Origin of the sequence: Snodgrassella sp. M0110, assembly GCF_016101465.1 — a bacterium.
Taxonomy (GTDB): Bacteria; Pseudomonadota; Gammaproteobacteria; order Burkholderiales; family Neisseriaceae; genus Snodgrassella; species Snodgrassella alvi.
Genome location: NZ_JACFQM010000001.1, coordinates 277,148 through 303,324 on the forward strand (window position 1 = coordinate 277,148; position 26,177 = coordinate 303,324).

Consider the following 26,177-nt stretch of genomic DNA (forward strand, 5'->3'; position numbering starts at 1 on the left):
TTGGACATGGATACTATCTTTTTACACGGTATGACTGCGCAGACGCTGATTGGGGTATATCAGTGGGAGCGGCAACAACAGCAAACACTGTTGCTGGATGTGGATATTGGTACAGATTTTCAGCAGGCGGCGCAAAGCGATAATATTGACGATACGATTCACTATGCCAGAGTGGCTGATGATTTGCGTGAGACACTTGCTGAACAGGAATTTTTGTTACTGGAAGCACTGGCAGAGTATGTGGCTCAGTTTATATTGAACCGTTACAGGGCATTATGGGTGCGGGTGAAAGTGGTGAAGCCGGGTATTCTTGCTGGTATTAAGGAAGTGGGCGTACAGATTGAACGCCGGAATACCCAAGTATGATAATAATCTGTTTTTCCTACTAAAGGATACGATATGACTACGCCGGTCTGGACTGTGGCACAGATGAAAGCATGGGAGGATACACAGAACCGTGAAGGTTTGAGTTATGCCCGAATGATGGAACATGCAGGAAGTCGTGCAGCAAAGGATTTATTATGTCGGTTTCGTTCCTCGCAGCATACACTGATATTGTGTGGTAAAGGGAATAATGCAGGTGATGGGCTGGTATTAGCCCGAGTGTTGTCTTTACATGGCTGGCCGGTAACGATTATGTTTTTACAAGGACAGCAATTATCAGCTCTTGCAGAAGCCAACCGGAAATGTCTGCCGGTTACTGTAGATTGTATTAATGTTTCGCAATTGCATACTGTGCTGCCGTCTGTGCATCTGGTTGTGGATGCTGTTTATGGTACTGGTTTCCATGGTGAGTTGCCTCAGGCTATTGCACGTTGTTTTGATGCAGTTTCTCAGGCAGATGTGTTTAAGGTGGCACTGGATATGCCCAGTGGTGTGGCTGGAGATGGCGAAGAAATAGCTGCCGGAAGTTTTCAGGCTCAGCTTACTTATGCTTTTCAGGCCCTGAAACCGGCACATTGTCTGGAGCAGGTAAGACAGTTATGCGGAGAAATAGTACGTGTTGATTTACTGGATTAGTGTTGATGGTTTTGCCTGCTCCATACCTGATAGCATTGAGCCAGGTGTAATAGCATGCATGCAGTCGCTCCCCAGATATGCCGGTTCTGATAGTGTAAATGATAAACCTTAAGCTTAAGATGCTGATATTGAGTAATACTATGCTGGTATAGCCCGCTATCCAGAACAACAGGTAAGGGTACAGGGAATATTTCGCTGACTTCTGACGGGTTGAGCTGCCAGTGCAGAGATGAATTGGTCCAGGCCAGAACAGGAACAACTTTGAAACCGCTAGGCAGATAGCATTGGGGTAAGGTTCCGACCAGCCGCCACTGATTACGGATTAGTCTGGTTTCTTCTTCGCTTTCGCGAAATGCTGCATTGATACTGCTTTCATTATTTTCCAGTTTGCCGCCGGGAAAAGCGATTTGTCCGCGGTGCTGGCGTAGTTGCTGACTGCGCTGAGTGAGCCAGATTTGCGCGTTACCATGATTCCAGTCAACAGGTATCAGTATCGCAGCGCAGCGAAAATTAACGGGCAGATGCTGTAATGCATCCTGGCGCTGATTAAGTATAGTAGGCAGTGTACTAGTGCATGTGTAATGTAAAAACTGTTTCAGCTTATCAGGTGTAGTAAACATTTCAATGATGCCAGACTGTTCTTTTTTCAGGATACTAAGTAATTTATATATCGTTCAGGCATAAATGACCAGAATAATTATAAAGAGGATTAACCAGTGGTTACCAGAGGGTGATTGAAGCACTGAAGTACTTAGGCGGAGTTGGCTGGCTAAGGATGTCAGTAAATAAATATGAGCAGGAGTTGAAAGCATCTGGAAGTATGCTTTATACCTGGCAATATGATTTACGTTGGGCTGCTCAGCAATTGCGTAATGAGAAAAATTAAAACCAGTTCATAAACGGTGTGATTTACCGTGGGAACTGGTTTAATTTTAAACAGTAAAATTGGTTTGCAGTTAAGTAAATGGCGATGACGGACAGTTGAAGTATTTATTAATTTTGGCAACGTTATTTATCTTGCTGATAAAACGATGGTAACTGTTGCGGTTTGATTATTATAATGTACGCGAATACTGGGCTTCGGTGCGCTTCTGACGCAAATAGTAGTCAAATACCATGGCGATATTGCGAATCAGCAGCCTCCCTTTGGGTGTAACCTGTAAATTCTGCTCACTAAGATTGAGCAAGCCAAGCTGTTGCAGATGCTGTAAATCAGTCTGCTCAGCAGCAAAGTATGTTTGAAAAGGCTGCTGCATGGCATGGCTATAATCAGGGTAATTAAGCTGGAAGCGGCACATTAAATCCTGAATTACACGCCGGCGCAGTAAGTCGTCTGCATTAAGCTGGTAGCCGCGCATAACCGGCAGGCGGTTTTCATCCAGAGCCTGATAGTAGGCAGACAGTTCTTTTTCATTCTGGCTGTAGATATTGTTGATTTTGCCGATGCTGGATACGCCGATGGCGATTAAGTCACAGTCTGCATGGGTTGAATAACCCTGAAAATTGCGTTGCAGGCGGCCTTCAGATAAGGCAATGGCCAGTTCGTCATCAGGTTTGGCAAAATGATCCATGCCGATGAAGATATAGCCCTGCTGTAACAGATATTGAACGGTGTTTTGCAGAATATCCAGTTTAACACTGCTGTCGGGTACGGCTGATGTATCAATACGCCGCTGTGGTTTGAACAGATGTGGCAGATGTGCATAGTGATACATGGCAATGCGATCCGGCTGCAGAGTCAGTACGTGATCCAGTGTGCAGCGCATAGAGGCTTCAGTCTGGTGCGGTAAGCCATAGATTAAGTCGACACTGACAGAGTGAAAACCATTAGCTCTGGCTGCCTCAATAACTGTCCGGGTTTCAGCTTCGCTCTGGATGCGGTTAACGGCCTGTTGTACCGCCGGATTGAAATCCTGAATACCGACGCTCATCCGGTTAAAACCGAGTCTGCCCAGATGAGCTACAGTTTCAGCTGTCACTTTACGCGGGTCGATTTCAATTGAATATTCACCCTGTTCTGACAGGGTAAAGTAGCGGCTGATACTGGCAAAGATATGACTGAGCTGGTCATCATTCAGAAAGGTTGGTGTACCGCCGCCGAAATGTAATTGTGCCAGCAGCGGTTTACTCTGCCAGTTTTTTGCCAGCAGTGCCATTTCTTTATCCAGATACCGGATATATATATCGGCACGGCTGGTATCTTTGGTAATAATTTTATTACAGCCGCAATAGTAACAGATGGTATTACAGAAAGGCACATGTACGTACAGGGAGACTGGTTTGTCACCAATATTTTGCTGTAAAGCAGTTTGTAACTGAGTTGCGGTGAATGAAGTATTAAAACGGTCTGCTGTAGGGTAGGAAGTATAACGCGGGCCGGAAGACGGTAAGGAAGCAATAAGGGTACGGTCGAATTCTATGTTGATGCGTGGTGTGTTCATTGGATAATGATGGTTATTCTTGTGTTGGTCTGGTGAAATAGATAGGAGTGATAACTATTTATGGTAGAATACATCCGGCAGTAAAGTAAAGCAGTGAAAACATAATAAGCCAATTTTTTTATTAAATCAGGGTCTGAAGGAAATTCAATTCACTTTGTCTATAACAATACTATATTGGATAGTTTTTAAAAAATTGATTTATATCAATATGTTTTTTATATGATGTTCTGGGCAAAGTGTAATCAGTAATTATTAAATATATTATGATTAGATTGTATAAACAGGGTGAAATAGTACAGAAATTATGCGAAAAATGTTCTTTGCATATTCTCTGTATGCCGGTAATGCTTAAAGAGCGGGAACTAACCGATTTAGGAGCGATTATTCGTCAGAGTCGTCGTTTAAAAAAAGGGGAGTATCTGTTTCGTGCCGGTGAACCGTTTGATGCAATATTTGCCATACGAACCGGTTTTTTTAAAACCATGGTTAATAGCCGGGACGGACGAGATCAGGTAACTGGTTTTTTTATGTCAGGTGAATTGTTGGGGCTGGACGGTATTTGTCATAATGTTCATGGCTGTGATGCAGTAGCTCTGGAAGATAGTGAGGTATGTGAGCTACCATTCACTAATATGGAAGATGCCGGTAATATTTTGCCTTCATTACAAATACATTTTTATCGTCTGATGAGTCAGGAAATTCTGCGTACTCAGGAGCTGATGCTGATGCTGGGTAATATGCGTGCAGAAGAGCGTCTGGCTGCGTTTCTGGTGAATTTATCTCATCGTCTGAGTTTTCGTGGTTTTGCTGCAAATGATTTTATTTTGCGTATGTCACGTGAAGAAATTGGCAGCTATCTGGGGCTAAAGCTGGAAACAGTAAGCCGTACTTTGTCTAAATTTCAGCATGAAGGCTGGATAAAAGTTGAGCACAAGCATATTCAGTTATTAGAACCATGGATGTTGCAGAAAATGGTGATGCATTGTCAGCGGGCTGCAAGCTGAATTCAGTTAATGCTTAAAAAAGCTGTAGCATGTTATTGTTGCTACAGCTTTTTTGCTTGATGAGAAAAATTATTTTATATACCTGAGTTTGCAATATCGATCATGATTGTGCGTTAGCCGGGCTTATTTCAGGCGTATCTGGCCATCGCGGCAAGCTTAAGTGTATCTTTACCATAAAATTTAGCCTTTAGATGACGCATCCAGCGGATTTTATGTAAGCTTTTGTTGACAATACTGCTTACTTCATCAGGTTGATTATGCAGTACGCTATGCCATAATTCTTTAGCCTGAATAGTTACGCCGAATTCCTGCATTAAACGTGCACCTGAGTGCAGATAGCATAGCCAGTCGCGGGAATGGCATTGCGTTAATGTCATCGCGGATAAAGGATCATCTTCGAAATCGATAAAGCCTATGCTGTCCTGATTAATGTAAATCATATTGCGCGCAAAAGTTTCACTCAGGTATTGCTTGCGTTTATGTACATCTTCGATGGCGTTAAGACCAAGCTGCCAGCGTTGCAATAGAAGTTCAGGCTGATGCTTACAGTGTTTCCATTCTTTTTCTAGATTGTGATTGCCAATATGACTAATCATCAGAGCATCCGGTTGTTGCGCCAGAATGGCAGGAACCCGCACTCCTGCTGAGGCCAGAGCCCGCAGACGGGATGCTTCGGTTTGCAGTGCAGGTATTCCGCCCAAATTGGGTACAGGTTGCAGCATGTGAATACCACTTATTTTCTGAGCTATTTTTAATAAGTGATAGCGCCAGGCACTATTGCGTGCACCAGCTTGCCGTACCCATACTTTTTCGCCGTTAGTCAGTATATGGCTTTGCATCAGGCCGGTTTGTATGAGCAGGCACTGTTGTAATGCATGCTGATAAAAGGCAGAAGAGTCGGAAGCGGTCATGAAGCCTGTTGCTTGAATTCAAAAACGGGTATTGATTGTACTATAGTTAAGTTTATAACTCTTAAAATTAAGGTAATAAATCTTTTAGACGGTAATAACCTGTTCCTGCCCATTGTATGGGAAGGCGCAGTAAACTGCCACCGGGAAAGTTGTGATGTATAATTTTTTCAAACATGCACAGGCGGCTGTCATCGCCGCTGATTGCCTCAGCAATAATTTGCCCGCCCATACCGGCAGCAGCCACGCCATGTCCTGAAAATCCTTGTAAAAAATAGAGTTGCGGGTTAAGACGCCCGAAATGGGGCAGGCGGTTCATGCTGATATCAACCAGACCACCCCAGGCATAATCAATTTCTGCATCAGCCAGCTGTGGAAATACTTTAAGCATATCACGGCGCATACTCTGAATGAGTTGCTGCCGGCCGGGTTCACGACCGGAATAATTCACTTTACCTCCGAATAACAGACGTTTGTCTGCACTCAGGCGATAATAATCAAGTACAAAACGGGTATCACATACTGCCATGTTATTTTTGATGAGTTGCTGACCACGTTCCCCAAGCGGCTGGGTTGCAATCATGTATGTACCTACCGGCAGGATTTTGGCTTCGAGTGCCTTTATAGGTGCCTGCCGGAGGCTGCGGGTAAAGGCATTGACGGCAATCACGAGGTTTTTTGCAATGATATTTCCGTTTGGTGTGGTAATCCGGTATCCGTGCTGCCATGTTTCCAGCGAAAGCATAGGGGAATGTTCAAACAGCAATGCTCCGGCACGGGCAGCTGCACGAGCCAGTCCAAGTAAGTAGTTTAGTGGATGTAAATGTCCGGCCTGATGGTCAAAAATCGCGCCGGTATAGCGTTCGCTGGCCAGTTGCTGTTGCAGCTGGTTTGAATTCCATACTTCATAATCATGAAAATGGTAGTGTTCGGCAGCTTCTTTCACCCATTCAGTTAAGGCACGCAGCTGGCGCGGACGGATGGCTGCATGAGCGTAACCGCGTTGCCAGTCACAGCTGATTTGGTAGGTTTGAATCTGTTGTTCAATCAGAGTGACAGCTTCACGGCTCCACTGCCAGAGTGTTTGTGCATTTTTCAGTCCGATCATGCCGGCCAGATTGCTCATTTCAGCAGCGTAACCATAAATGACCTGACCGCCGTTACGGCCGGAGGCGCCATAACCGATTCGGGCGGCTTCGATAAGTGCTACGCTATGCTGCTGTTGTGCCAGTGGCAATGCTGTACCGATTCCGCTCAGTCCGCCACCAATGATGCAGGTTTCCACTTCAACAGTACCTTTTAAACTTGGATAGTGGCTGTGGTCATTACAGCTGGCTGTATAGTAGCTGTCAATGCGTTCTGTATCTGGCGGTATGTAGGTAGACATAGTTACATGATTAAACTGATTAGGAAGATGAAAAACTGGCAGCTAACCGAAATCAGATAGCTGCCATGTATGCATTTTTATTTGTTAGCCTCAAGTAACTGACTCTGTCGATAGGCTTCTGCCATTTCCCGTTCACGTCGGGTATTTTGCCGCATCATGAAGTAATTAATACCAATAACCAGTGTACCTACCAGTGCAATGATGATGGTGGCCAGTACATTCATTTGCGGATCCAGACCCAGTTTGATTTTTGAAAATATAATCATTGGCAAAGTGGAAGAACCCGGACCGGACAGGAATGATGTAATGACTAAATCATCCAGCGACAGCGTAATGGACAGCAGAAAGCCGGATGCAATAGCCGGAGCAATTGAAGGCAGTGTAATCAGAAAAAATACCTTTAATGGTCTTGCACCAAGATCCTTGGCTGCTTCTTCCAGTGACTGATTAAGCTCAGACAAACGTGAGCGGATAATAACAGTTACATAGGCCATACACAGGGTAGTATGACCAAGCCAGATAGTAAAAAAGCCGCGTTCAAAATACAGAAAGCTAAAAACACTGTTTTGCAACAATATCTGTACCTGAATAATTAACAGAAGCATGGACAAACCGGTAATGATGTCCGGCATAACCATTGGTGCAGAAACCATACCAGCAAACAAGGTACTACCACGGAAACGTTTGATGCGGGCTAATGCGTAGCCGGCAAGTGTCCCCAGAATGACTGCGGCTGCCGCCGAGCACAAAGCAATGCGTACTGAAAGCCACGCAGCATCAAGTATCTGTTCATTTTGTAATAATTTACTGTACCACTGAGTGGAAAAACCTCCCCATACAGTGACCAGTCGCGAATTGTTGAATGAGTAGATAATCAGCACAACCAAGGGTATGTACAAAAATGCCAGCCCCAGAAACAGCATTACTCTGAGAAACCAGGATGATATGTTTTTATGCATGACTGGCTCCTTCTTCAATTTCCCGGTTTTCATATCGATGGAACAGGGTAATCGGAATCACCAGCAACAGCACCATAATGACAGCCACTGCTGACGCCAGCGGCCAGTTATTCTGATCGAAGAAAGCCTGCCACAGTACTTTACCAATCATCAGATTTTTTGGTCCGCCTATCAGTTCGGGTATCACAAACTCACCAACTGCCGGAATAAAGACCAGCATCGAACCGGAGATAATCCCGGCTTTGGATAGTGGCAGAGTAATGGAAACAAATGCTTTAATAGGGCCGGCACCGAGATCGGCAGCGGCTTCCAGCAGGCGGTTGTCCAGTTTTACCAGCTGAGTATACAGAGGCAGAATCATAAAGGGCAGATAGGTATATACCATAACCAGATTCAGTGAGAATGAGTTGTATAGCATATTCATCGGGTTGTTGATGAGTCCCCATTTGATCAGATAAGTATTAATAATACCGTTATGGCCGAGCAGGCTCATCCATGCATATACACGCAGCAGAAATGATGTCCAGAAAGGCAGCATAATGGTAAGCAGCAGACCGTTACGGATTTTTTCCGGTGCCCGGGCGATAGCATAGGCTATCGGATAACCTGCCAGCAAACAGATAAGTGTCGTAGTGAAAGCGGTTTTAATAGATAACCAGTAAGTCAGCAGGTAAATATTATCGCCTAGATTGCCAATAAACATTTGTCCGAGAGAATGCCAGAAATCATTGAAAATATCGGCATAATTCTGGTAGCTGACCAGAATATTTACCCGTCCCATTTCAGCATCTACATGATACAGCGGAGTATAGGGCGGGATAGCAATATCCTGTTCGGCAAAGCTGATTTTAAGTACGATAAAAAACGGGATAAGGAAAAGTACCAGTAGCCAGATATAAGGGATGCCGACAACCAGTCCCTGTGTCGGGCGCAAGCCTTTGAGGCGGTTAAACCAGTTCATGTTTAAGCTCCCGCGCCAATTAATGGGTCAGAGGACTGACCTGATTATCTGGCCAGCTGATGTAAACTTTTTCTTCCCAGGTGGGCATAGGAATGCTGTATTGTTCCCAGTATGAGGATAATACCTGACTTTTAATAATTTTGCCGGAAGGCAGCTGGATATGAAAAATACCGAAGCTGCCCAGATAGGCAATTTCTTTGACAATTCCGGCAGACCAGTTATATTCCTGCTGAGGTTGCTCGCGATAGATGTTGATATCTTCAGGACGAATAGACAGCCAGATTTTCTGATCTTCAGGTCCGCTGATACCGTGTCCCAGATAAACCAGTTGCTGCATTTCGGGGCAGTGAATAATGGTATGGTCGGCACCGTCTTCAGTCACTTTGCCTTCCAGAATATTGGTTTCGCCCATGAATTCAGCTGTAAAGCGGCTATTCGGATAGTCGTAAATATCAGAAGGTGTGCCAACCTGTTGCAACTGTCCGTCTGACATGATGGCAATACGTGAAGCCATTGTCATGGCTTCTTCCTGATCATGGGTAACCATAATACAGGTAGCGCCTACTTTTTCGAGAGTATTCACCAGTTCCAGCTGGGTTTGCTGACGCAGTTTTTTGTCTAAGGCGCCCAGAGGTTCATCCAGTAACAGCAATTTAGGGCGTTTTGCCAGACTGCGTGCCAGTGCAACACGCTGCTGCTGACCACCGGAAAGCTGGTGAGGTTTGCGTTTGGCGTATTTGCTCATTTGTACCAGACGCAGCATTTCTTCTACCCGTGCACTGATTTCATCTTTGGGCAGTTTGTCCTGCTTTAGTCCGAAAGCGATGTTTTGTTCGACCGTCATATGCGGAAACAGGGCATAGCTCTGAAACATCATATTGATAGGGCGGTCGTAGGGTTGCAGTTTAGTAATATCTTCACCATCAAGGATAATCTGTCCCTGAGTTGGTGTTTCCATACCGGCGAGCATGCGTAATAAAGTCGATTTACCGCTGCCGGAGCTGCCGAGCAAGGCAAATATTTCGTTTTTTTTGATGGTCAGATTAATATGGTCTACAGCGTAATTATCGCCATAGGTTTTGACGATGTCTTTAATCTGTAAGTAATGTGCTGGATCGGCACCGGGTCTGGTGGTTGCGTTTTCGCTCATAATTAAAGGTTACTCCAGAAAAATCGTTCCAGCCAATGCTCGGCATATGGATGTTTACTGTAATGTTTAAAGAACGGTGCAAAAACGATTCTGCTCCTGCTTTAGGGGACGCATTGTATGCAAGCATTTAGTATGGGGCAATGAAATTTAAGTGTTAATACGTTTAAATTCTCCACTTAGAGTATAACTTTGTATGTAAACAGGGATTTAGCGGTACTTTTTAAATTGAATAAAATTTTGTTAGGATTGAGCTAAAGTACGGTCTGACAGAGAACATGCTGTCTGGCAGGCTGAATATTGCCTAGTGTATCATGTAATTATTGGCTGCTATATTCATTTAAATCTGATCTACTCAGCGGTTGTATCTGATAATGAGATTGTACTGATTTCAATTATAAAATGTGAATGTGAGTATAAATGGATTATGCAAAAAATTTTCCTTATAATCAAATAGTTTGTTTTATTTTTTCTGACTGGGTTAAATGAAAATTCGGTAGATATCTGTTTACGGCCGGTCATGACGATGGATGTAAAAGTAATGAAGAAAAAGGTGTTGCTGGGTATTTGTGGTGGTATTGCTGCATATAAATGTTGTGAACTGGTACGATTGCTTAAAAAAGCAGGACATCAGGTTAATGTTGTGATGACACAGGCAGCTACTGATTTTGTCAGTCCCACTACTTTTCAGGCACTGAGCGGAGAACCGGTATTGCTGGATACCCATGATGCTGCCGGCGGCAACGGGATGGCTCATATCAATCTGAGTCGTCAGGCAGATGTGATGCTGATTGCACCGGCTTCTGCCAATACGCTGGCGAAAATTGCGCATGGCATGGCTGATAATCTGCTGACAACTCTGGTAGCAGCCCGTACCTGTCCGCTGGCTGTTGCGCCGGCAATGAATGTACAGATGTGGAATAATCCGGCTAATCAGCGCAATCTGGCTTTATTACGTCAGGATCAGATAAAAATACTCGGACCGGCAGTCGGTGAGCAGGCCTGTGGCGAAACTGGCAGTGGACGCATGCTGGAAGCGGCTGAGCTGGCGGAATTGCTGGCAGATGTCTGGACACTGCCGGTACTGGCTGGTAAACGGGTACTGATTACGACCGGGGCAACCTTTGAAGCCATTGATCCGGTACGCGGTATTACCAATATTTCCAGCGGACAGATGGGTATGGCTCTGGCACGTGCCTGCCGTGCGGCCGGAGCAAGTGTATCTTTGGTATACGGACAGATTAATACCTCAATGGCAGCAGGGCTGGCTTACACTGAACAGGCTGTCAGCGCAGATTCTATGCTGAATGCAGTCGAGCGTTTATTGCCCCAGCAGGATGTGTTTATTTCTGTAGCAGCAGTGGCTGATTACAAAGTAAAAAACCGCAGTGTACAAAAACTGAAAAAACAGTCGGGGCAGGCTATTCCTGTAATCGAACTGACTGAAAATGCCGATATACTGGCAACTGTAGCCGGCCGGCCGGATGCTCCTTTCTGTGTTGGCTTTGCAGCAGAAAGTGAGCATGTTCTGGAATATGCGCGTGCTAAACGGCTGAAAAAAGGTGTGCCGTTACTGGTAGCTAATGATGTGAGTCTGGCTATGGGTAAAACGACCAATCAGGTAATTTTACTTGATGACAAGCAGGAAACGGCTTTACCGCAGATGAGTAAAGCAGATACCGCTGCGGCTATTGTTGAACGGCTGGCACAATTATTGCCGTGACAGTAAAAGACTGTTACTGATGTGTTATAAGGGCTTGCTGTCCTGATATTTTTAATGATCTATTATTTAAAGACTGGTTTTTATGAGTGCTTCTGAGTTATCTGTACAAATTAAAATATTACATCCGTCAATGGCAGAACAATTACCTGAATATGCGACGATTGGTTCGGCCGGGCTGGATTTACGTGCCTGTATTGAAACACCGGTTACTTTGCAGCCGGGAGAAAGCTTTCTGCTACCGACCGGACTGGCCATACATCTGGCTGATCCGGGATACGCAGCTCTGATATTGCCGCGTTCCGGACTGGGACATAAACATGGAATTGTACTGGGTAATTTGATCGGGTTAATTGATTCGGATTATCAGGGAGAATTAAAAGTATCGTTGTGGAATCGCAGTCAGGAAGCGTATGTCATTGAACCTCTGGCACGGATTGCTCAGATGATTATTGTACCGGTTATGCAGGCAGCTTTTACTGTGGTTGATGAATTTGCGCAAACCAGCCGCGGAGAAGGCGGTTTTGGTAGTACCGGACATCAGTAATTTTATTTAAGCAAACGAAAAGCAAGGTATCCGGATGGATAACCTTGCTTTTTTTGCCATGGCACTGGCTAAAACTGCTTACTACACAATTAATTCAGCATTCTGACCGGCCATTCGGTAGTTTTAGGTTTGAAACCAGTATTATTACTGGCGATAACGCTCAATAAGCATATTCTGCATATTGGTTATAGACTCTTTCTCTGCTGGTTTAATGCGCTCATACTGGCCATCCGGCTGCATTAGCCATGCACACTGATTATCAGCCAGCGCAAGCATCAGAGTTTCCTTGATTATACGTTGTTTTAGCTCAGGTGTTTCAATCGGTGTGCAAATTTCTACACGACGGAACAGATTTCGCCCCATCCAGTCGGCGCTGGATATCCATAGTTTAGAATCACCGCCATTTTCAAAATAAAATACCCGTGCATGTTCCAGCAGCCGGCCGACTATAGAACGTACCCGGATATTTTCTGATAAGCCTTTAACACCCGGTCGCAGCACACATATTCCGCGTACTATCAGCTCAATTTGTACACCGGCCTGACTGGCTGCATACAGGGCATCGACAATAGAAGGCTCAACCAGTGCATTCATTTTAGCAATAATACGAGCTGTTTTGCCGGCTTTTGCCTGCTCAATTTCGTTATTAATGCTGTTGAGAAGCATTTTGTGCAGAGTAAACGGGCTTTGTGCTATTTTATGCAGATTATTGGGTTGTCCCAGACCGGTGATTTCCATAAATACGGTATTAACATCCACGCTGATGTCCTGATTGCAGGTCATCAGACCCAGATCAGTATAAATACGGCTGGTGCCCTGATGATAATTACCTGTACTGACATGAGCGTAGCGTTTCAGCCTGCCGTCTTCACGTCGTACTATCAGTGCCATTTTGGCATGAACTTTATAACCGAATACTCCATATACGACATGGGCGCCGGCAGCTTCAAGCTGACCTGCCCAGTTCAGATTGGTTTCTTCATCAAAACGGGCCATCAGTTCTACTACTACGGTAACCTGTTTGCCTGTCAGTGCCGCTTTCATCAGTGCTTTTACCAGGTCAGAGTTACTGCCAGTGCGGTAAATGGTCATTTTTATCGCAATAACCTGAGGGTCATCAGCCGCCTGCTGAATCAGACGAACTGTAGGTTCGAAAGACTGATAGGGATGATAGAGTAAGATATCGCGCTGGCTGATGATGCTGAACATATCGCGATTTTTATTCAGAATGGCCGGTGTGCCGGGAATAAATGGCGGAAATTTTAAATCATTGCGTTCAACCATATCCGGTACGGCCATCAGTCGTACCAGATTTACCGGACCGTTTACCCGGTACAATTCATCGCGTCCCAGATGAAAATGGCTAAGCAGGAAATCGTAAACGTGTGCCGGACAATTATCGGCTACTTCCAGCCGGACACCATCTCCATATTGTCTTCCCTGTAATTCACCGGCAATTGCCGTGCGCAGATTTTCCAGATCTTCTTCATCAACACTTAGGTCACTGTCGCGGGTAAGGCGAAACTGATAGCAGCCTTTAACGCTCATTCCGGTGAAGAGTGTATGCACATGAGCATGCAGGATTGACGACAGAAATACAAAACCATCATGCCCGTCACATAATTCTTTAGGCATTTTCAGTACTCTTGGCAAAATACGCGGAGCCTGAACGATGGCCATGCCGCCGGTACGCCCAAAAGCATCTTTACCTTCCAGTTCTACTGCAAAATTCAGTGATTTATTCAGTAAGCGCGGAAAAGGGTGCGAAGGATCGAGTCCGATAGGGGTCAGAATAGGTAACAATTCATGCCGGAAGTAATCAGCCACCCACTGGCGTTGTGCTTCACTCCATTCACTGCGCGGATAAAAAGATATGCCTTCACTGCGCAGTGCCGGAATCAGCTCATCGTTAAATAATCTGTATTGTTCGGCAATAATGGCGTGAGCTTCTTCGGTTACATTGGCAATAACTGTATCCGGCAGTTCGCCATTGGCCAGAGGAATATGCGGCGAGAGTTGACGGGTACGCCGCAGCCACGCCATTCGTACTTCAAAAAATTCATCCAGATTGGAAGAAACGATACATAAAAACCGTAAACGTTCGAGTAAGGGTACCTGTGTATCCTGCGCCTGTGCCAGAACGCGACGATTGAAAGCCAGCAGGCTAAGTTCACGGCAAAGTAGATGTGGCTGAATTTCGGACATTGGCTATACCTGTAACTGTCATTAAGGGTAAGAATTTGTCAGTCTGGTGTTAATGTTACTAACATTGGCACTGTTTTGCTGGCAGGTCAAGCTTCATTTGTATTTTCTGGCGGCCAGCGGTTGTGGATATATTGTCCCGGGTTCTGGTAGTTCAGTACTTTAGCGTAATTGCCGGCAGCAGTGGCATTTGCCGGAATATTTTTAGTCACAACACTGCCGGCGCCAATAGTGGCATTGTCACCAATCTGTACATTTTCAATCAGATTACAGTTGGGTCCGATGTAGACGTTATTACCGATATAGGCTGCGGGTCCGTTGTTAGCGCCAATTACTGTGTAGGGAGAAAGATTGACATTGTTACCCAGTCGGGCACTGCTATTGATAATCAGCGGGCCGCCATGACCAATGTACAAACCATAACCCACTGCTGTGCGCGGGCTGATAATGATGCCGCTGCGGCGTTTTTGCCATGCATACATGGGGTAGGCAAGTTTGCGCCATATTCCCGGTACGGAGGCCAGCCTGAGCCAGAAAGTAAAGCGGAACCCCCGGTTAAACAGATAATGACGAATAAAACTAGACCAGTCTGTACGGCCGCTATAACGAAACAAATCACTTTTAATAAGCTGGATAACCATAAAACAGTGCAAAGATGTCGGGAAAATAAAAGGCTGTTCGTCTCTGTGAAATCGAACAGCCATTAGTTTTTATTCCTGAGGCGGTGTATAACCACTGATTTGATCGGCACCCTCGCCGAAGAAATAATTTTCCATTTGCTGAGTAATGTACTGACGGGCGCGGGGGTCGGCCAGACTAAGGCGGTTTTCATTAATAATCATGGTTTGATAACGTAACCAGCCATCCCATGCTTCCTGTGATACGTTATTGTATATGCGTTTACCCAGTTCATTGGGAAATGGCGGAAATTTCAATCCGGGCGCTTCTTTGCCCAGTTTAACGCAATGCACCATATGGCTCATGTGTTTTCCTTTGTGTCATTCAGGGAAAAATACAGATTGTAGAATATTTTGCAGGAGTTGGTTTAAAGCTGGCGGCAAAATATTTTCGACTGGCGTTTGTTACTGGTGTACTGTTGCTGCCGCTCTAATGGTAACTGTTCCAGGTGAGCACTGATAAATCCGCGTTCGACAAACCAGTCACCAGTATGTGTGCTCAGAGCAAACAGTTCTTTTAGCTGTAATTGCTGTGCCTGTTTAATAACATGAGTCAGCAGCAGTTCTCCGTAGCCGCGGGCACGGGCATTCGGTGAAACAATCAGACAGGCCAGCTCACCGGCATTTGCTTCAGGATAAACATGTAAAGCAACACAACCATAAACATAACAATCCTGCTCAAGCACAGAAAATTCATGAATATGGTTTTCCATGTATTCACTGTCACGCGGTAATAAAATACCGGCTGCTTCCAGTGGCGCAATCAGTTGCAGGATATCACCGATATCTTTATTGGCAGCCGGCCGGATACGCATAAAAGGCGCTTTAGCCATGGCTGTGCCGCTGCCTTCACGGGTAAATAATTCCTGTAACAGGCTGCCATCCTGCAGACCGGACAGTACATGCACCCGCTGAACACCGTGTTCAAGTACATGTGCTGCTGTCTGTAACAGCTCTGTCTGGCGTCTGCTTCCGGAGTTTTGTGCCAGCAGACTGGCAATTTCAACACAGTTCAGTTCACTGATGGTTTGTTGCCGTTCATCCAGTAAACCCTGCTGTGTGCCCAGAAAGATGAGTTTTTCTGCGCTGATGGCTTCTGCCACAGCTTGTGCAACTTCATTTACCTGTAAACGATATGACTGACCGCTAAGCGAATGGCCGATCGGGCTGATTAATACCAGCTGATTGTGAGCCAGACGCTCTTCGATAGCAGCCGAATCTACTTTACGAACACAGCCGCTGTAGCCCATATCTGTTCCGTTAATTACGCCCAGAGGCTTGGCGCGCAGGAAATTGCCGGCAGCAATACGCAGGTTGGGAGTGCTGTGATCCATAACCTGTGTAGGTATCATAGATAGTGCTGCTTCCAGATTGAAGCGTGCAATTCCGCTGGCCTGTTTGACTAACTCCAGAGCAGCATTATCCGTAACCGGATTTTCATCTATGCTGATTGCGGTATCGCTGCCGGCTATGGCCTGAATATATTGACTGCAACCGTGAATAAGAACCAGCCTCATACCGAGGCTGGTTAATAAAAGTATATCGGCTGCCAGTGCTGCGAGTTTGTCGCTGACCAGAACATGGCTACTGATTGCTAAAACAAGCGTTTTACCATTCAGATGGTGGATATAGGGTGAGGCCTGACGAAAATCGTGAACAAACTGGTTACTCTTAAAAGTTTCTTGATTACCTGCATGAATGTTCATTTTACTGCCATTAAATAAAATAACTGCATCATCAGTACAGTTAACGCAACAATAGTTGCTAGAGTCCAGTTAAATTCTTTGGACAGTTTATCCTGCTGATGATGTAAAAATTCGGTTTTGGCATGGATGGCATCGGTTTTTTCGATCGCATCATTTAGCAGTAATGGTACATCTGCCTGATTTGTGTTGTCATTAGGCAGTAAGGTAAAAACAAGATTATTCAGGTTATTCACATTACTGTTCATGGAAATATTGGTAGTATTTTCTTCAGGCACATGGACTGGTGTGCTGACTATTGGCGGTGCATTTTTTACCGGCTCTGCTACTGGCAGCGGGTTAAGCAGTAATTCACTGCTGGCCAGCTGCGGCTGTGGCGCAGACGAGTGTTCCGGTTCCGGTTCGGTTGTTGTTGGCACGCGAATCTCCACTTTATTCGCTACCTGATTTAATAAAGTATTCAGATTCGGTCTTTTGTCGATAACCGCAGTATTTTTTGGTGTTGGTGCACTGGTGTAGATTTGATTCTGTGCGCGTTTATTATTCGTCTGATTCTGATTCAGAGCATTGTGCAGTAAATCCATTACTTCACTGGCACTGGGTATCTGCTGCCCGGAGGCAGCTGTATTTTTATTGCTTTCTGAAGCCGGCGGGGTGACATTTTTATTCGCACGGATTTTGGATACAACAGTAAATCTGTGCTGGCATTGTTGACATACAACACGTCCTCCGTCACGTGGCGGTGTTGCTACGATATTTTCTGCATGGCATTGAGGACAAATAACAGTAATTGTTTTAGACATGATTATTTCAGCAAACCAAATAGTTAAAAAGGAGGCAATTAAGTACTGTCAGAAGCAGATAGCCGCTTTATCGCATTAGTATGTCATGCCAGAGTCTACAGATAAATAGCAGAACTGGATAATTATGCTCTTTTACGGCCACTAATGCATACCCACCCGTCCAGTGTTTTAGGTGAATTTAAATCAAACCACTGACGATATATTTCACTGAGTTCTTCTGTTTGTTCTGCCAGAATTCCTGACAGAACAATTTCACCACCGGTACGGGTACGTTCTGCCAGCATTTGAGCCAGCATGCGTAACGGATTTGCCAGAATATTTGCAACAACAATGTCAAATTTCTGACCGGCTGGCAAATTATCCGGAAGATAAAATTCAGCACTGACCTGATTTTGTGCAGCATTATCCTGACTGGCACGGATTGCCTGCGGATCAATGTCTACACCACAGGCACGGCCGACACCCAGTTTCAGTGCGGCAATTGTTAGAATACCCGAACCACAGCCATAATCCAGTAGAGTTTCACCACTGCGCACATGCTTATCCAGCCATTGCAGGCACAGCCGAGTAGTAGGGTGACTCCCGGTACCGAAAGCCAGCCCAGGATCCAATTGCAGATTAATGACACCCGGTTCAGTTGGCTGGTTATGCCACGATGGCGTAATCCATAAACGCGAAGAAATCTGAATCGGGTCAAACTGAGACTGGGTCAGCCGTACCCAGTCCTGTTCAGGAATGGTTTCAAGATAGTATTGTGGTTTGGCAATAGCACATTCCTGTGCTGCTGCAGAAACAACGGAATCAATATCAGTATTTTCATTAAATAATGCCACAATGTTACTTTGCTGCCACACCTGTTCAGTGGGCATATCAGGTTCGCCGAAAATCGGCTGTTCATTGTCATTGCCGGCATTGGCATCTTCAATAGCTGTACTTGATGCGCCGTTTTCAATCAGTGCATCGGAGAGCTTATCCACCTGATCTTGTGTAACTGTAATAACAATTTGTTGGTAGTGCATGGCTTTTTTACCGTAACTGGATGTTTTATAAAACTTCAGGCAGCCACCGCGGCTGCCTGCAAACAAAAGCGCAATGTATGCTTATTGTAAATTATTTTTGTGATTCTTTGTGTTTTTGTAACCATTGTTCAAGATAATGAATACTTTCACCACCATGAATGAAACCCGGATCAGCAAAAATATCACGGTGCAGGTTGGTATTGGTTTTAATACCGGTGATGGCCAGCTCCTGCAGGGCAACACGCATTTTGGCGATAGCTTCATTACGATCACGCCCGTGGGTACACACCTTACCAATCATGCTATCGTAATAAGGAGGCACGGTATAGCCCTGATAAATATGGCTGTCAATACGCACACCGTTACCACCTGGCTGGTGGCAGCTGGTAATCAGGCCGGGGCTGGGAACAAAAGTATACGGATCTTCGGCATTAATCCGGCATTCAAAAGCATGTCCTTGTAAACGAATATCCGCCTGAGTGTAGGATAGAGGCAGACCGGAAGCTACACGGATTTGCTCCTGCACAATATCCACACCGGTAATCAGCTCAGTAATAGCATGCTCAACCTGTACACGGGTATTCATTTCAATGAAGAAGAACTCACCATCTTCATACAGAAATTCAAATGTACCTGCACCACGGTAGCCGATGCGCTGACATGCAGCCACACACGCGCTACCAATACGTTCGCGTTCTTCCGCGGTGATAAATGGTGCCGGTGCTTCTTCAATGACTTTCTGATGGCGGCGCTGCATTGAGCAGTCACGCTCACCCAGATAAATGGCATTGCCATGTTCATCACACAGTACCTGAATTTCAATATGGCGCGGTTTCTGCAGATAGCGCTCCATATATACGGCAGGATTACCAAAAGCAGCTCCGGCTTCAGTACGGGTCATTTCTACTGCGGCCAGTAAATCCTCAGCCTTTTCAACTACGCGCATACCGCGACCGCCGCCACCGCCTGATGCTTTAATAATGACCGGATAGCCTACCGCAGCACCGATTTTTTCAATTTCCTGCGGATCTTCCGGTAATGCACCATCTGAACCGGGTACACAGGGGACACCGGCGGCCTGCATCGCCTTTTTCGCAGAAACTTTGTCACCCATCTGACGTATGGTTTCCGGACGCGGACCAATAAAAACGAAACCGGACTGCTCCACCTGTTCTGCAAAACCATCATTTTCTGCCAGAAATCCATAACCGGGGTGAATCGCATCAGCATCGGTAACTTCAGCAGCGGAAATCAGAGCAGGGATATTCAGGTAACTTTGGGTGGAACTGGCAGGACCAATACAAACAGATTCATCAGCCAGTTTAACGTGCAGAGCATCACTGTCGGCTTCTGAATGCACAGCCACGGTTGCAATACCCATTTCATGGCAGGCGCGCAGAATGCGCAGCGCAATTTCGCCACGATTGGCAATAAGAACTTTTTTTAACATGAGGCAGTACCTTGTAAAAAAGGGGAGTTATGACTGATATTAAGATTACTCAATAATAAACAGCGGTTCACCAAACTCCACAGGCTGCCCGTTGGATACGAGAATTTCTTTGACCACGCCACTGTGATCAGCTTCAATTTCATTCATCAGTTTCATGGCTTCGATGATACACAGAGTGTCGCCGGCATTAACGGTTTGCCCCACTTCAACAAACGGTGCAGAAGTCGGACTTGCTGCCCGGTAAAAAGTTCCGACCATCGGTGATTTCATCGCTTTGCTCAGATCAGGACCGGCTGCCGGTACGGCTGCTGCCGGAGCAGCTTCTGCCGGAACTGCTGCTGGTGCTGCCATAACAGCCGGCTGTTGCTGTACTGGTGCAGAATATACTGGCTGAGCAGCAGTAGTGCGGGTAATTCGTACCTTTTCCTCACCTTCGGTCACTTCGATTTCAGCAATGCCTGACTCTTCTACCAGATCAATGAGTTTTTTAAGTTTACGTAAATCCATATTATGAACCCTTGTGTGATTGGACCTGATCGCAATAGGTATTAGTGTTGGCGATCTGTCTCTTGAATGTATTCAATTGCACGGTGTAACGCTGCCTCGTAACCATATACGCCCAGACCACAGATTACCCCCATGGCAATATCGGACAGATAGGAATGGCGCCGGAAAGCTTCGCGTGCATGTACATTTGAAATGTGTATCTCAATAAATGGTTTTCCGGCAGCTGCAAAAGCATCACGAATGGCTACGCTGGTATGAGTAAATGCACCCGGATTAATAATAATAAACCGGGTATCATCAGTTAATGCAGCCTGAATGCGTTCTGTCAGAACATGTTCGGCATTGCTTTGCAGTGTTTCCAGCGTTAGGCCTGCAGCTTGTGCCTGTACAAGCAGTTTCTGATTAATGTCTGCCAGTGTGGTATGGCCATATATATGCGGCTCCCGTAACCCTAGAAGATTCAGATTGGGGCCGTTTAAAACCAGAATTGAGGCACTCATAAATTAATTGTTTATCGCAAAATTGCGCCATTTTTGCCGAAAATGCGCGCAAATGTCCAGTATTTTCGTAAAAATTCACTATATAAACTACAACTGTTTTCCCGTATAACAGTCTGGCAGCCTTATTTTGCGTGCTTAATAAACTGATAAGCCGGATATTTAAACTGTGGCTGATAAGGGTAATATGCTACTGCTTCGCAGTCTGTGCAAGCCGGCTTATAATACGTCTTTTGCCTTTTTCGGGCACATATACATGCATATTAATGATTTTGATTTTGATTTGCCACCGGAACTGATTGCTCAGCACCCTCCGGCTGTGCGCGGCAGTAGCCGTCTGCTGGTAGCTTTGCCCGGGCAGTCTCCAGCAGACAGTGAATTTATCCGGCTGGCAGATTATGTGGCAGCCGGTGATGTTCTGGTATTTAACAATACCCGTGTAATGAAAGCCCGCCTTTTTGGCCGTAAAGCCAGTGGCGGTCAGATTGAAGCACTGATTGAACGAGTGCTGGATAACCATACTGCTCTGGCGCATGTGCGTTCATCTAAATCGCCCAAACCGGGTACAGAGCTGATTTTCGAAGGCGGATTGCATGCACAGATGCAAGCGCGACAAGGTGAGTTATTTGTACTGCATTTTTCCGGCGACAAAACTGTATGGGAGCTACTGGAAGCGCACGGCCATTTGCCATTGCCACCATACATTACCCGTTCGGCTGATCATGACGATGATGAGCGCTATCAGACGATTTATGCTAAATATGAAGGAGCAGTAGCTGCCCCTACCGCCGGTTTGCACTTTACCGATACTATTTTGCAACAATTGCGAGATAAAGGCGTACACCTGACCGAAGTAACTTTACATGTGGGTGCAGGCACCTTTCAGCCGGTGCGGGTAGAAAATATTGCCGAACATCATATGCATAGTGAGTGGTATGACGTGAGTGAAGAAGTTGTAGCAGAGATTGAAGCGGCACAGGCGCGAGGAAATAAAATCTGGGCGGTAGGCACAACAGCAGTTCGCGCACTGGAGTCTGCAGCACGCAGCGGAAAATTACAGGCAGGACAGGGCGATACCAATATTTTTATTACGCCGGGCTATGAGTTTAAGGTAATTGACCGTATGATTACCAATTTTCACCTGCCTAAATCAACTTTACTCATGCTGGTAAGCGCATTTAGCGGTTATGATGAAATTCGTGCCATTTACCAGCATGCCATTGGTGCCGGCTACCGCTTTTTCAGTTATGGCGATGCCATGCTGCTGGGTAATCTGGCAAAAACAAAAACAGAATAAGATATAAGGAACATAACATGAGAATGTTGCATACTATGCTGCGAGTAGGTGATCTGGATAAATCACTGGCGTTTTATCAGGATGTGCTTGGTATGAAACTGCTGCGACGGGAAGATTTTCCCGGCGGACGTTTTACTCTGGCTTTTGTCGGCTATGGTGAAGAATCTGACAGTACCGTACTGGAATTAACCTATAACTGGGATACACATGCCTATGATCTAGGTACAGGATACGGACATATTGCTATTGAGGTAGATGATGCTTATGCTGCCTGTGATGCTGTGCGCGCTAAAGGCTGTCGTGTAACCCGTGAGGCCGGACCCATGCAGCATGGCACTACAGTCATCGCATTTGTGGAAGATCCTGATGGCTATAAAATTGAATTCATTCAGAAGAAGAAATAAGTTCGCAGCATTATATTGATTATAACTGTGGCAGACTGAACTGCGATCAGTATCTATATCCTGACAGATGGTTTATAGCCATCTGTTTTTGTTCCAATGGAGTTTTGATTGCTTGACGCTGATTCAGACTGCCTATTATGATGCCATTATTCATATGCTTATTTATGCATCCGTTCGGGACGACCCGGCCGGTAGATTCTCACGCAGGACGGCCTGCATCAGCCTTAACAGGAATCATTATGGCCTGGATGTCATTATTGCTGGCCGGCATACTTGAAATAGTCTGGGCAATTGGTCTTAAGTATTCACAGAATTTTACTAAATTCACCCCGAGTATCATTACATTGGCTGCTCTGGTTGGCAGCTTTCTTCTGCTGGCACAGTCCATGCGTTCATTGCCGGTAGGTACAGCTTATGCAGTCTGGACTGGTATTGGCGCTGTGGGAGCAACCATTGTCGGTATCATTGCTTTTAAAGAACCGGCTGGTGCCATGCGTCTGATTAGCCTGACACTGATTATTGCCGGTATTATTGGTCTGAAACTGGGCGCACACTAAATTCATGCTGTCCGGCAAGTTATAACATCCGCTTATTAAATTTATATTAAGCCGGATTGTATTGCAAAGCTGGACATTTATATTAAATAATGATAACAATTATCATTATTTAATAATTTAAAATTCAAGGGGTAATTCAGTTATGAAAAAAATAATAACGCTGGCTGTGGCATCGGCTCTGATGATGGGGTTAAGTGCCTGTCAAAGCACTGCACCGTCAATTAACCTTACTCAGGCTGGCGAAGAAATTAAGATACCGGTACAACCGCAAAAAATTGTTGTGATGGATTTCGGTGCTTTAGATACGCTGGATGCGCTGGGTGCCGGCAACCGCGTTATTGCTGCGCCCGTAAGTAATATTCCGGCTTATCTGCAACAATATCATAATGCACAGGTACAGGATTCAGGCAAAATGAAGGAGCCGGATATTACCGGTATTAAAGCTGCCAGTCCGGATCTGATAATCATGAGCGGAAGGCAGAATAATTTCTATAAAGATTTAAGTGCCATTGCACCTACACTCAATTATTCAGTTAATGCCGGTGAAAATTATTATTCTGCGGTCAAGAATCAGATCAGATTGCTGGGGAAAATTGCCGGCAAAGAAGTACTGGCGCAGGAGCAGTTGAATGTACTGGATTTAAAAATGGATGCAGCCCGTCAGCTCGCGCAGCAATCCGGTAAAAAAGCCATCGTGGTATTACATAATGATGGAAATGTGATGCTGATGAATCAGGGTAGCTATGCTGCGCTGATATTCGATGAATTACATGTAAAACGGGCTGTAAATGCCAATGATCTGCCTGTACCGGATAAAGCTGAAAATGGCCGGCCGGCACGTATAATGGTTGATAATCAGTTTATTGCTCAATATCATCCGGATATTATTTACGTTGTTGACCGCAGTAAAGCAATAGGCAATACACCGATGCGCAGCGATTATTTTGATAATAAAGTTATGCAGAATGCAGGTACACAAATCGTTAATCTTAGTGCTGACTTGTGGTATTTATCCGGCAACGGGCTGGAAAGTCTGAACCGTCAGATTGATGAAGTTATCCGGCCGCTGAACAGCATGAATTAAATTTTGTTCTTGTCACATTATAGCCAGCCGTTATTACTAATGGCTGGCTTTTTTATTGAAAACAGATAATAGCCTATCCTGATAATAAACATTATTGATAAAGACATATTATATGTAAATGTAATTGTTAAATTTTTTAAATAAGACACAAATAATGACCTGAATAAAGGTTTTATTGCTGTGTTTTCGATAATATAGTGGTTGTAAACAACAAAAAATATTATCTTCTGATAGTTATGGGTTAGGCAGGCAGTCTATACTGATTAACTCAGAGCAAATATATCAGAGCAGACAAATATTTACAGTTAAAACTATTTTACGGCACCTTCCTCGGAAAGGAATAAGAATGAAGATAGGTATTCCACGCGAATCTCTTGCCGGTGAAACCAGAGTAGCGGCTACGCCGAAAACCGTTACCCAGCTAATTAAATTGGGGCATGAAGTTGTTATTGAGCATGATGCTGGTAAGGCCGCCAGCTTGTCTGACGGTTTGTATCATGAAGCAGGCGCAACAGTGGCTGATGCAGACACTGTCTGGCAGTGTCCGCTAATATTTAAGGTAAATGCACCGAATAAAGAAGAAATTGCCGCCATGCAGTCCGGTACGATACTGGTCAGCTTCATTATGCCGGCGCAGCAGTCAGAGCTGGTACAGCAGTTACAGGCGAAAAAAATTACTGTGCTGGCAATGGACATGGTACCGCGGATTTCACGTGCACAGGCGATGGATGCATTGTCGTCAATGGCTAATATCAGTGGTTATCGCGCGGTAATTGAAGGTGCTGAAAACTTTGGCCGTTTCTTTACCGGCCAGATTACTGCTGCCGGTAAAGTTCCTCCGGCAGAAGTGCTGGTGATAGGTGCAGGGGTGGCTGGTCTGGCCGCTATTGGTACAGCCCGTCAGCTTGGTGCCGTGGTTAATGCATTCGATACCCGCCCTGAAGTTGCTGACCAGATTGAGTCCATGGGTGGTAATTTTCTGCAACTGGACTATCAGGAAGAAGAAAGCAGTAGTGGCGACGGCTATGCTAAAACCATGAGTGCTGCTTATATTGAAGCAGAAATGAAACTGTTTGCCGAACAGGCTAAACAAGTTGACATTATCATTACAACTGCTGCGATTCCGGGAAAACCTGCTCCCAAACTGATTACCCGGGAGATGATAGACAGTATGCGTGAAGGTTCGGTAATCGTGGATCTGGCTGCTGCTACCGGTGGTAACTGCGAATATACCGAACCCGGTAAAATTATTACTACAGCCAATGGGGTGAAAATAATTGGTTATACCGATATGGCTAACCGTCTGGCCGGCCAGTCTTCACAGCTTTATGGCACAAATCTGGTTAATCTGGCACGCCTGCTTACACCAAATAAGGATGGTGAGCTGGCATTAAACTTCGAAGATGTGATTATCCGTAACATGACTGTTACTCATGAAGGCAACAGCATGTATCCGCCACCACCGATTCAGGTATCCGCCGCGCCAAAAGCAGAACCAAAAGTTGCAGCTCCGGCTCCTGTTGCGACAGCACAGCCGGCATTAGCAAACAAAAAAATCATCTGGGCAGCAATTGCAGTCATACTGATGTTGTGGATAGGTGCGGTTGCTCCGGTGGCTTTTCTGAATCACTTCATGGTATTTGTACTTGCCTGTGTAGTGGGTTACTTTGTGGTATGGAACGTGAACCACGCCCTGCATACCCCGTTAATGTCGGTAACTAATGCCATATCGGGCATTATTGTAGTAGGTGCATTGCTGCAAATCGGGCAGGGACATGGTTTCGTATCGTTGCTGGCCTTTATTGCAGTAGCGATAGTCAGCGTTAATATCTTCGGTGGCTTTGCTGTTACCCGCCGTATGCTCAATATGTTTCGTAAATAAG

Annotated in this window: 26 protein-coding genes; 10 read left to right on the top strand and 16 right to left on the bottom strand. The window is 45.3% G+C overall.

The features are described from left to right. Nucleotides 1–6 precede the first annotated feature (6 nt). Nucleotides 7–366, top strand: coding sequence for a dihydroneopterin aldolase (gene folB / locus H3T84_RS01255; RefSeq protein WP_037475789.1), 360 nt, complete (start codon nucleotides 7–9; stop codon nucleotides 364–366). 33 nt (nucleotides 367–399) lie between these two features. Further along, nucleotides 400–1,020 (top strand): NAD(P)H-hydrate epimerase, encoded by a 621-nt coding sequence (locus H3T84_RS01260; protein ID WP_198217281.1) that lies wholly within the window; start codon nucleotides 400–402, stop codon nucleotides 1,018–1,020. Here the strand turns inward: H3T84_RS01260 and H3T84_RS01265 are convergent. Together H3T84_RS01265 and hemN are read right to left on the bottom strand one after the other, a co-directional pair. After that, nucleotides 1,017–1,640 carry a CoA pyrophosphatase gene (locus H3T84_RS01265; RefSeq protein ID WP_198217283.1) on the bottom strand — a complete coding sequence of 208 codons (624 nt, stop codon included), beginning with the start codon at nucleotides 1,638–1,640 and terminating at the stop codon, nucleotides 1,017–1,019. The two genes, H3T84_RS01260 and H3T84_RS01265, sit on opposite strands and share 4 nt — an antisense overlap. A gap of 435 nt (nucleotides 1,641–2,075) precedes the next feature. Next, nucleotides 2,076–3,461, bottom strand: a complete 1,386-nt coding sequence (gene hemN, locus H3T84_RS01270; protein WP_198217284.1) for an oxygen-independent coproporphyrinogen III oxidase — start codon at nucleotides 3,459–3,461, stop codon at nucleotides 2,076–2,078. A 263-nt stretch (nucleotides 3,462–3,724) separates the two neighbouring features. On the opposite strand from hemN, the gene fnr reads away from it, so the two are divergent. Beyond that, on the top strand, nucleotides 3,725–4,465 hold the full coding sequence (fnr, locus tag H3T84_RS01275; RefSeq protein ID WP_025331198.1) for a fumarate/nitrate reduction transcriptional regulator Fnr: 741 nt from the start codon (nucleotides 3,725–3,727) through the stop codon (nucleotides 4,463–4,465). A 128-nt stretch (nucleotides 4,466–4,593) separates the two neighbouring features. On the opposite strand, the gene H3T84_RS01280 is transcribed toward fnr, so the two are convergent. The 5 genes from H3T84_RS01280 to H3T84_RS01300 form a co-directional block, all read right to left on the bottom strand. Then, nucleotides 4,594–5,376 (bottom strand): hypothetical protein, encoded by a 783-nt coding sequence (locus H3T84_RS01280; protein ID WP_198217286.1) that lies wholly within the window; start codon nucleotides 5,374–5,376, stop codon nucleotides 4,594–4,596. Between the two features lie 67 nt (nucleotides 5,377–5,443). Beyond that, complete coding sequence (locus tag H3T84_RS01285; RefSeq protein ID WP_198217288.1) at nucleotides 5,444–6,760, bottom strand: FAD-binding oxidoreductase; 1,317 nt, start codon at nucleotides 6,758–6,760, stop codon at nucleotides 5,444–5,446. 77 nt (nucleotides 6,761–6,837) lie between these two features. Further along, entirely contained in the window at nucleotides 6,838–7,719 is an 882-nt protein-coding gene (locus H3T84_RS01290) for an ABC transporter permease subunit (protein WP_084547894.1), read from the bottom strand. Next, nucleotides 7,712–8,680: an ABC transporter permease subunit gene (locus H3T84_RS01295; RefSeq protein WP_078475665.1), complete on the bottom strand. Its 969-nt coding sequence runs from the start codon at nucleotides 8,678–8,680 to the stop codon at nucleotides 7,712–7,714. The genes H3T84_RS01290 and H3T84_RS01295 overlap by 8 nt, the downstream gene beginning before the upstream one ends. A 19-nt stretch (nucleotides 8,681–8,699) precedes the next feature. Beyond that, entirely contained in the window at nucleotides 8,700–9,830 is a 1,131-nt protein-coding gene (locus H3T84_RS01300) for an ABC transporter ATP-binding protein (protein ID WP_084547893.1), read from the bottom strand. A 538-nt stretch (nucleotides 9,831–10,368) separates the two neighbouring features. On the opposite strand from H3T84_RS01300, the gene coaBC reads away from it, so the two are divergent. Both coaBC and dut read left to right on the top strand, forming a co-directional pair. Then, nucleotides 10,369–11,550 (top strand): bifunctional phosphopantothenoylcysteine decarboxylase/phosphopantothenate--cysteine ligase CoaBC, encoded by a 1,182-nt coding sequence (gene coaBC / locus H3T84_RS01305; RefSeq protein WP_198217759.1) that lies wholly within the window; start codon nucleotides 10,369–10,371, stop codon nucleotides 11,548–11,550. Nucleotides 11,551–11,632: 82 nt separating this feature from the next. Beyond that, nucleotides 11,633–12,094, top strand: a complete 462-nt coding sequence (gene dut / locus H3T84_RS01310; protein WP_198217290.1) for a dUTP diphosphatase — start codon at nucleotides 11,633–11,635, stop codon at nucleotides 12,092–12,094. 144 nt (nucleotides 12,095–12,238) lie between these two features. On the opposite strand, the gene ppk1 is transcribed toward dut, so the two are convergent. From ppk1 to aroQ, 9 genes are all read right to left on the bottom strand, one after another. Next, nucleotides 12,239–14,299 carry a polyphosphate kinase 1 gene (gene ppk1 / locus H3T84_RS01315; protein WP_198217292.1) on the bottom strand — a complete coding sequence of 687 codons (2,061 nt, stop codon included), beginning with the start codon at nucleotides 14,297–14,299 and terminating at the stop codon, nucleotides 12,239–12,241. 86 nt (nucleotides 14,300–14,385) lie between these two features. Continuing rightward, a complete protein-coding gene (locus H3T84_RS01320; RefSeq protein WP_198217293.1) occupies nucleotides 14,386–15,000 on the bottom strand; it encodes a serine acetyltransferase in 615 nt (204 codons plus the stop codon). 6 nt (nucleotides 15,001–15,006) lie between these two features. Further along, nucleotides 15,007–15,279: an oxidative damage protection protein gene (locus H3T84_RS01325; RefSeq protein WP_025331188.1), complete on the bottom strand. Its 273-nt coding sequence runs from the start codon at nucleotides 15,277–15,279 to the stop codon at nucleotides 15,007–15,009. 62 nt (nucleotides 15,280–15,341) lie between these two features. Then, nucleotides 15,342–16,679, bottom strand: coding sequence for an amino-acid N-acetyltransferase (argA, locus tag H3T84_RS01330; protein ID WP_198217295.1), 1,338 nt, complete (start codon nucleotides 16,677–16,679; stop codon nucleotides 15,342–15,344). Beyond that, on the bottom strand, nucleotides 16,676–17,479 hold the full coding sequence (locus H3T84_RS01335) for a hypothetical protein (RefSeq protein WP_037475811.1): 804 nt from the start codon (nucleotides 17,477–17,479) through the stop codon (nucleotides 16,676–16,678). The genes argA and H3T84_RS01335 overlap by 4 nt, the downstream gene beginning before the upstream one ends. 122 nt (nucleotides 17,480–17,601) lie before the next feature. Beyond that, complete coding sequence (gene prmA / locus H3T84_RS01340) at nucleotides 17,602–18,498, bottom strand: 50S ribosomal protein L11 methyltransferase (RefSeq protein ID WP_198217297.1); 897 nt, start codon at nucleotides 18,496–18,498, stop codon at nucleotides 17,602–17,604. A 91-nt stretch (nucleotides 18,499–18,589) separates the two neighbouring features. Further along, nucleotides 18,590–19,948 (bottom strand): acetyl-CoA carboxylase biotin carboxylase subunit, encoded by a 1,359-nt coding sequence (accC, locus tag H3T84_RS01345; protein WP_078475659.1) that lies wholly within the window; start codon nucleotides 19,946–19,948, stop codon nucleotides 18,590–18,592. 45 nt (nucleotides 19,949–19,993) lie between these two features. Beyond that, a complete protein-coding gene (accB, locus tag H3T84_RS01350) occupies nucleotides 19,994–20,455 on the bottom strand; it encodes an acetyl-CoA carboxylase biotin carboxyl carrier protein (RefSeq protein WP_025331183.1) in 462 nt (153 codons plus the stop codon). A 41-nt stretch (nucleotides 20,456–20,496) separates the two neighbouring features. Continuing rightward, nucleotides 20,497–20,955, bottom strand: a complete 459-nt coding sequence (aroQ, locus tag H3T84_RS01355; protein WP_025331182.1) for a type II 3-dehydroquinate dehydratase — start codon at nucleotides 20,953–20,955, stop codon at nucleotides 20,497–20,499. A gap of 253 nt (nucleotides 20,956–21,208) precedes the next feature. Between aroQ and queA the strand changes: the two genes are divergently transcribed. The 5 genes from queA (at nucleotide 21,209) to H3T84_RS01380 (ending at nucleotide 26,176) form a co-directional block, all read left to right on the top strand. Further along, complete coding sequence (gene queA, locus H3T84_RS01360) at nucleotides 21,209–22,249, top strand: tRNA preQ1(34) S-adenosylmethionine ribosyltransferase-isomerase QueA (RefSeq protein ID WP_198217299.1); 1,041 nt, start codon at nucleotides 21,209–21,211, stop codon at nucleotides 22,247–22,249. A 17-nt stretch (nucleotides 22,250–22,266) separates the two neighbouring features. Next, nucleotides 22,267–22,653, top strand: coding sequence for a lactoylglutathione lyase (gloA, locus tag H3T84_RS01365; RefSeq protein WP_198217301.1), 387 nt, complete (start codon nucleotides 22,267–22,269; stop codon nucleotides 22,651–22,653). Between the two features lie 239 nt (nucleotides 22,654–22,892). Further along, the gene (gene sugE, locus H3T84_RS01370) at nucleotides 22,893–23,210 is read left to right on the top strand and encodes a quaternary ammonium compound efflux SMR transporter SugE (protein WP_110414434.1); all 318 of its coding nucleotides are present in this window, start codon (nucleotides 22,893–22,895) and stop codon (nucleotides 23,208–23,210) included. 142 nt (nucleotides 23,211–23,352) lie between these two features. Beyond that, nucleotides 23,353–24,294 carry a siderophore ABC transporter substrate-binding protein gene (locus tag H3T84_RS01375; RefSeq protein WP_198217304.1) on the top strand — a complete coding sequence of 314 codons (942 nt, stop codon included), beginning with the start codon at nucleotides 23,353–23,355 and terminating at the stop codon, nucleotides 24,292–24,294. 346 nt (nucleotides 24,295–24,640) lie between these two features. Next, nucleotides 24,641–26,176, top strand: coding sequence for a Re/Si-specific NAD(P)(+) transhydrogenase subunit alpha (locus H3T84_RS01380; protein ID WP_198217316.1), 1,536 nt, complete (start codon nucleotides 24,641–24,643; stop codon nucleotides 26,174–26,176). Nucleotide 26,177 lies beyond the last annotated feature (1 nt).

Bases quoted from the DNA above. Each gene is read 5' to 3' on its own strand.
- folB (WP_037475789.1), top strand. From the start codon at position 7: ATGGATACTATCTTTTTACACGGTATGACTGCGCAGACGCTGATTGGG.
- H3T84_RS01260 (WP_198217281.1), top strand. From the start codon at position 400: ATGACTACGCCGGTCTGGACTGTGGCACAGATGAAAGCATGGGAGGAT.
- H3T84_RS01265 (WP_198217283.1), bottom strand. From the start codon at position 1,640: ATGTTTACTACACCTGATAAGCTGAAACAGTTTTTACATTACACATGC.
- hemN (WP_198217284.1), bottom strand. From the start codon at position 3,461: ATGAACACACCACGCATCAACATAGAATTCGACCGTACCCTTATTGCT.
- fnr (WP_025331198.1), top strand. From the start codon at position 3,725: ATGATTAGATTGTATAAACAGGGTGAAATAGTACAGAAATTATGCGAA.
- H3T84_RS01280 (WP_198217286.1), bottom strand. From the start codon at position 5,376: ATGACCGCTTCCGACTCTTCTGCCTTTTATCAGCATGCATTACAACAG.
- H3T84_RS01285 (WP_198217288.1), bottom strand. From the start codon at position 6,760: ATGTCTACCTACATACCGCCAGATACAGAACGCATTGACAGCTACTAT.
- H3T84_RS01290 (WP_084547894.1), bottom strand. From the start codon at position 7,719: ATGCATAAAAACATATCATCCTGGTTTCTCAGAGTAATGCTGTTTCTG.
- H3T84_RS01295 (WP_078475665.1), bottom strand. From the start codon at position 8,680: ATGAACTGGTTTAACCGCCTCAAAGGCTTGCGCCCGACACAGGGACTG.
- H3T84_RS01300 (WP_084547893.1), bottom strand. From the start codon at position 9,830: ATGAGCGAAAACGCAACCACCAGACCCGGTGCCGATCCAGCACATTAC.
- coaBC (WP_198217759.1), top strand. From the start codon at position 10,369: ATGAAGAAAAAGGTGTTGCTGGGTATTTGTGGTGGTATTGCTGCATAT.
- dut (WP_198217290.1), top strand. From the start codon at position 11,633: ATGAGTGCTTCTGAGTTATCTGTACAAATTAAAATATTACATCCGTCA.
- ppk1 (WP_198217292.1), bottom strand. From the start codon at position 14,299: ATGTCCGAAATTCAGCCACATCTACTTTGCCGTGAACTTAGCCTGCTG.
- H3T84_RS01320 (WP_198217293.1), bottom strand. From the start codon at position 15,000: ATGGCTGTTCGATTTCACAGAGACGAACAGCCTTTTATTTTCCCGACA.
- H3T84_RS01325 (WP_025331188.1), bottom strand. From the start codon at position 15,279: ATGAGCCATATGGTGCATTGCGTTAAACTGGGCAAAGAAGCGCCCGGA.
- argA (WP_198217295.1), bottom strand. From the start codon at position 16,679: ATGAACATTCATGCAGGTAATCAAGAAACTTTTAAGAGTAACCAGTTT.
- H3T84_RS01335 (WP_037475811.1), bottom strand. From the start codon at position 17,479: ATGTCTAAAACAATTACTGTTATTTGTCCTCAATGCCATGCAGAAAAT.
- prmA (WP_198217297.1), bottom strand. From the start codon at position 18,498: ATGCACTACCAACAAATTGTTATTACAGTTACACAAGATCAGGTGGAT.
- accC (WP_078475659.1), bottom strand. From the start codon at position 19,948: ATGTTAAAAAAAGTTCTTATTGCCAATCGTGGCGAAATTGCGCTGCGC.
- accB (WP_025331183.1), bottom strand. From the start codon at position 20,455: ATGGATTTACGTAAACTTAAAAAACTCATTGATCTGGTAGAAGAGTCA.
- aroQ (WP_025331182.1), bottom strand. From the start codon at position 20,955: ATGAGTGCCTCAATTCTGGTTTTAAACGGCCCCAATCTGAATCTTCTA.
- queA (WP_198217299.1), top strand. From the start codon at position 21,209: ATGCATATTAATGATTTTGATTTTGATTTGCCACCGGAACTGATTGCT.
- gloA (WP_198217301.1), top strand. From the start codon at position 22,267: ATGAGAATGTTGCATACTATGCTGCGAGTAGGTGATCTGGATAAATCA.
- sugE (WP_110414434.1), top strand. From the start codon at position 22,893: ATGGCCTGGATGTCATTATTGCTGGCCGGCATACTTGAAATAGTCTGG.
- H3T84_RS01375 (WP_198217304.1), top strand. From the start codon at position 23,353: ATGAAAAAAATAATAACGCTGGCTGTGGCATCGGCTCTGATGATGGGG.
- H3T84_RS01380 (WP_198217316.1), top strand. From the start codon at position 24,641: ATGAAGATAGGTATTCCACGCGAATCTCTTGCCGGTGAAACCAGAGTA.